Genomic DNA, 4,479 nt, shown 5'->3' on the forward strand with positions numbered 1-4,479 from the left:
TCGGAGGTCGACGGGCGCATCCCGCGCAGGGACCAGCCGAGGTCGACCATCGTGCCGAAGGTCAGGCCGCGGTCCACCGAGAGGTACTCGCTCGTCGCCCGCACGAAGTCCTGCACCCGCGCCGGGTTCGTGACGGTGTCCCGCGAGAGGAGTCCGTCGACGATCCCGCGCATGAACGCCTGTTGGTTCCGTACCCGGGTGTGGTCGGCGTCGGCGAACGCGTGCCGCTCTCGGACGAACGCCAGGGCCGCTGCGCCGTCGAGGTGGTTCGCCCCCGCCGCGAACGTGTGCCCGGTCGTCGAGAACGCGGTCCGCGACTGCACCGTCACCCCGCCGAGCGCGTCGGTCATGCCCGCGAAGCCCGCGAAGTCGATCTCGGCGACGTGGTCGATGCGCACGTCGAGCAGTCGTTCGACGGTCTGCACCGTCAGCGGGACCCCGCCCCAGGAGTACGCCGCGTTGATCTTCGCGGTGCCGTGGCCGGGGACCTCGACCCACGAGTCGCGCATGATCGACATGAGGTACACGCCCTTCCGGTCGGCCGGGACGTGGGCGAGCATCAGGGTGTCCGAGCGTCCGCCGCGTCCGCGGTCAGCACCGGTTGTCGTGGACTGCCGGGAGTCCGAGCCGATGAGCAGGATGTTCTCGGCGCCGTCGGTCGGGGCCGGTCGCGCCCCGGTCGGGAACGGGTCGTCCAGGACGTCCTTGCCGGCGTCGTAGCTCCGGACGAGCCCGCCGACGAAGAGCCCGGCGACGATGGCTGCGACGGTGGCGACGGCGACGAGGACCCCGGCGGTGCCGAGGAGGGCCACGAGCAGCGGACGCCTCCGACGCTGCTGCCGCCGTGCTCGGCGCCCGTCAACGCGGCCTTCGGCTGCTCGGCGCTCGTCTGCTCGGCGCCCGTCTGCTCGGCGTTCGGGGGTTCGGTGCTCGGACATCGGTGCTCCCGTGGGTCGGGTCGATCGGGTGACCGACCCCGCGAGTCTACCGTATGTGGAATATCAACCGCTAGGTGTTCAGTTCGGGCGGTGCTTCGCGAGCAGTGACGTCAGGGCACCCCGGAGTGCCGCGTCGTCGGGTAGGACGTCGCGCTCGATGTGTCGTGCGGTCTCCCAGGCCTCGCGCCCGCGGTCCGTCACGGTGACGATCCGGCGTCGTCGGTCCTCGGGGTGCGCCGAGCGCTCCACCAGGCCGTCGCGCTCCATCCGCTCGAGCGTCCTGGACATCGTCTGCGGCTGCACGCGAGCGGTCCGGGCGAGGGTGTCCGCGCCGGTCGGGCCGGTCCGCAGCAGGATGTCGATCGCGATGAGCGCCGCGTGCGGGAGCCCGATCGCGCGGAGCCGCTCGTCCCAGTCCCGCTCGATCGCACGGGCCGCAGCGGAGAGGAGACGCCCGAGCGGCCATGCGTCGGGGGTCTCGTCCATGTCCCGAGTCTACGGAAGCGGGTGGTGCACGCCGCCTGGTAGTCAGCATGCTGACGATCGGAGTACGCTCACGGTCGTGTCCCGCTTCATCCGCATCGTCCTCCCCGCGCTCGTCATCGTGGTCTGGCTCGCGATCGCCTCCGTCGGCGGTCCGTTCTTCGGCAAGATCTCCGAGGTGTCCACGAACGACCAGACGTCGTTCCTGCCGGCGTCGGCGGACGCGACCAGGGTGCAGGAGCGTGCGTCGGAGTTCCGGCAGGCGTCCGGCGCCCCGGCGATCGTCGTGCTCGAACGCGACGGCGGCCTCACCGCGGCGGACCAGCGTGCCGCCGCGACCCTGGCGGAGCGACTCGGGGACCGCGACGACGTGCAGGGTGTCAGCCCGGTGATCCCCAGCGAGGACGGCGACGCGGTCGAGATCGTCGCGACGCTCACGCAGGACGCCGACACCGGCACCGCGGTCGAGGCGGTGCGTGCCGACGTCGAGGACGCCCTGCCGTCCGGGGTGCGGGGCTACGTCACCGGACCGGCCGGGTTCACCGCCGACCTGACCGAGGCGTTCGCCGGCATCGACGGCCTGCTGCTGGGTGTGGCGCTCGCCGCGGTCTTCGTGATCCTCATCGTCGTCTACCGCTCACCCCTCCTGCCGATCCTCGTGCTCGGCACCGCGACCTTCGCCCTGTGCGCCTCGATCCTCGTCGTGTGGTGGCTCGCCAAGGCCGACATCGTGACGGTGAACGGCCAGGTGCAGGGGATCCTGTCGATCCTCGTGATCGGCGCGGCGACCGACTACGCGCTCCTCTACACCGCGCGCTTCCGCGAGGCGCTCCGCGACCACCGCACCGGGTGGGACGCGACGAAGGCCGCGCTGCGGGGCAGCCTCGAACCGATCCTGGCGTCGGGCGGCACCGTGATCGTCGGCGTGCTCTGCCTGCTCCTCTCGGACCTCAACTCGAACAAGGCGCTCGGTCCCGTCGCGGCCATCGGCATCGCGTTCAGCCTCCTCGCGGCGCTCACGCTGCTGCCCGCGCTCCTGCTGGCGTTCCGGCGTGCGGCCTTCTGGCCCCTCCGGCCGAAGTACGGCAGCGCGCACCCCGTCCTGACCGGGCCCGACGCCCGCGGGATCTGGGCACGGGTGGGCCGGCTCGTCGCCCGACGCTCCCGGGTGGTCTGGATCGTGTGCACGGTCGGGCTCCTCGCGATGGGCAGCGGACTCATCGGGCTCGAGGCCGACGGGGTCCCGCAGAGCGACCTCGTCATCGGCAGCTCGCAGGCGCGGGACGGCCAGGACGTCCTCGCCGACCACTTCCCGGGCGGTTCCGGCAGCCCGGCGCAGGTCATCGGCGCCGCGTCGGAGACCGACGCGCTCGCCGCCGCGATCACCGGCGTCGACGGCGTGGACAGCGTCGTGGCGGCGGCGAAGGACTCCCCGTCCGGCACCGTCCCCGTGGCGACGAGCGGCAACCAGGGCGGCACCGCCGGTGCGACCCCGACCGTCTCCCGCGGCGACGTCCTGCTCGAGGCGACGCTGTCCGACCCGGCCGACTCCGACGCGGCCGAGCAGACCGTGCGCGACCTCCGGACGGCGGTCGAGCGGGTGGACCCCGACGCGATCGTCGGCGGTGCGACGGCCACCGCGGTCGACACGAACGACACCGGCATCCGTGACCGCACCCTGATCATCCCGGTCGTGCTCGCGGTCATCCTGCTCATCCTGATGCTGCTGCTCCGGAGCATCGTGGCGCCGCTCGTGCTCATCGGCAGCGTGATCGTGTCGTTCGCCGCGGCGCTCGGGGTGGGTGCCCTCGTCTTCGACCACGTCTTCCACTTCGCCGGGGCCGACCCGAGCGTCCCGCTGTACTCGTTCGTGTTCCTCGTGGCGCTCGGCGTGGACTACAACATCTTCCTCATGACCCGCGTGCGCGAAGAGGCCCTCAAACACGGCCCGCGAGAGGGCGTGCTGCGCGGACTCGGCGTCACCGGCGGAGTGATCACCTCGGCTGGGGTGGTGCTCGCGGCGACCTTCGCGGCGCTCGGCGTCATCCCGATCCTCTTCCTCGTGCAGATCGCGTTCGTGGTCGCGTTCGGGGTGCTGCTCGACACGATCGTGGTCCGGTCGCTGCTCGTCCCGGCGCTCGCGTACGACCTCGGACGCCGGGCCTGGTGGCCGTCGCGCCTGTCGCGTGCGGCCCATCACATGTGACACGCTGGGCGCATGCCAGTTCCTTCGACGCAGCCCGCCGCCGAGCGGAAGCTCCTCCGCGACACCGTGCAGGACAAGATCCGGGACGCGATCATGGACGGCACGCTGGAGCCCGGGGAACGGCTCAACGACGACGACCTCATCGCGTGGCTCGGTGTCTCCCGCACCCCCATCCGCGAGGCCCTCGCCGAGCTCGCCCGCGCCGGACTCATCGAGATGGCCCCGAACCGGTACACCCGGGTCGCCGCGCCGTCCAAGGACGAGCTGCTCGACGCGTACCGGACGCTCGGCGTCATCTACGGCGGCGTCGCCCGGCTCGCGACGCCGCGGTTCACCGACGCACAGCGCAAGAAGGTCGTGAAGACCCTCGACGACGTGACGGCGCAGGTCGAGGCGCAGCGGCAGGGGGACGTCGCGCACCACGGCGCCGACATCTACGCGCTGTGGGCCGACCACTGCGGCAACCCGTCGCTCGAGCAGCTCTGCCGGTCGACGACGGACGGACTCGCGTTCAAGCTGCGGGTGCCGGAGCTCGCCGAGCTGATCCCGGCCGAGGTGGTGCTGCCCGAGCTCGAGAAGCTCAAGGCCGCGGTCACCGCGAAGGACCCGATCGCCGCCGAGCTCGCCATGGAGGCGATCCACCTGCTCCCGTCCCGCGCCTGACGGGACGGGTGACGCGGGACTCGACCACCTGACGGACGGGATCAGNTNGGNGNGCTNNGTGNCGGGCNGGGGGGNGGNGGGGNNCTTCGCGGNGNNCGCGGNCTTGCGCGTCTCGGGCTCGGGCTGCTCCTCCTTGGCCGGGCTCTGCTCGGCGCGCTCCGGCGCCCGCCGCTTGTTCGCTGGTCCGTC

The 4,479-nt window shown here is 72.4% G+C and carries 4 protein-coding genes; 2 read left to right on the forward strand and 2 right to left on the reverse strand.

Annotation, left to right across the window (positions count from 1 at the left end):
- Positions 1-812, reverse strand: an 812-nt coding sequence (locus I5E_RS15700) for an LCP family protein (RefSeq protein ID WP_022907815.1), incomplete at its 3' end; no start/stop codon positions are given.
- A gap of 204 nt (positions 813-1,016) precedes the next feature.
- Complete coding sequence (locus tag I5E_RS15705) at positions 1,017-1,424, reverse strand: MarR family winged helix-turn-helix transcriptional regulator (protein WP_022907816.1); 408 nt, start codon at positions 1,422-1,424, stop codon at positions 1,017-1,019.
- 76 nt (positions 1,425-1,500) lie between these two features.
- Here I5E_RS15705 and I5E_RS15710 point away from each other — a divergent pair, with 76 nt between their 5' ends.
- Together I5E_RS15710 and I5E_RS22890 are read left to right on the forward strand one after the other, a co-directional pair.
- Positions 1,501-3,627 carry an MMPL family transporter gene (locus I5E_RS15710; RefSeq protein WP_022907817.1) on the forward strand — a complete coding sequence of 709 codons (2,127 nt, stop codon included), beginning with the start codon at positions 1,501-1,503 and terminating at the stop codon, positions 3,625-3,627.
- Positions 3,628-3,639: 12 nt separating this feature from the next.
- Positions 3,640-4,290 carry a GntR family transcriptional regulator gene (locus I5E_RS22890; RefSeq protein WP_022907818.1) on the forward strand — a complete coding sequence of 217 codons (651 nt, stop codon included), beginning with the start codon at positions 3,640-3,642 and terminating at the stop codon, positions 4,288-4,290.
- Positions 4,291-4,479 lie beyond the last annotated feature (189 nt).

Source organism: Curtobacterium sp. B18 (assembly GCF_000333375.1).
GTDB lineage: Bacteria > Actinomycetota > Actinomycetes > Actinomycetales > Microbacteriaceae > Curtobacterium.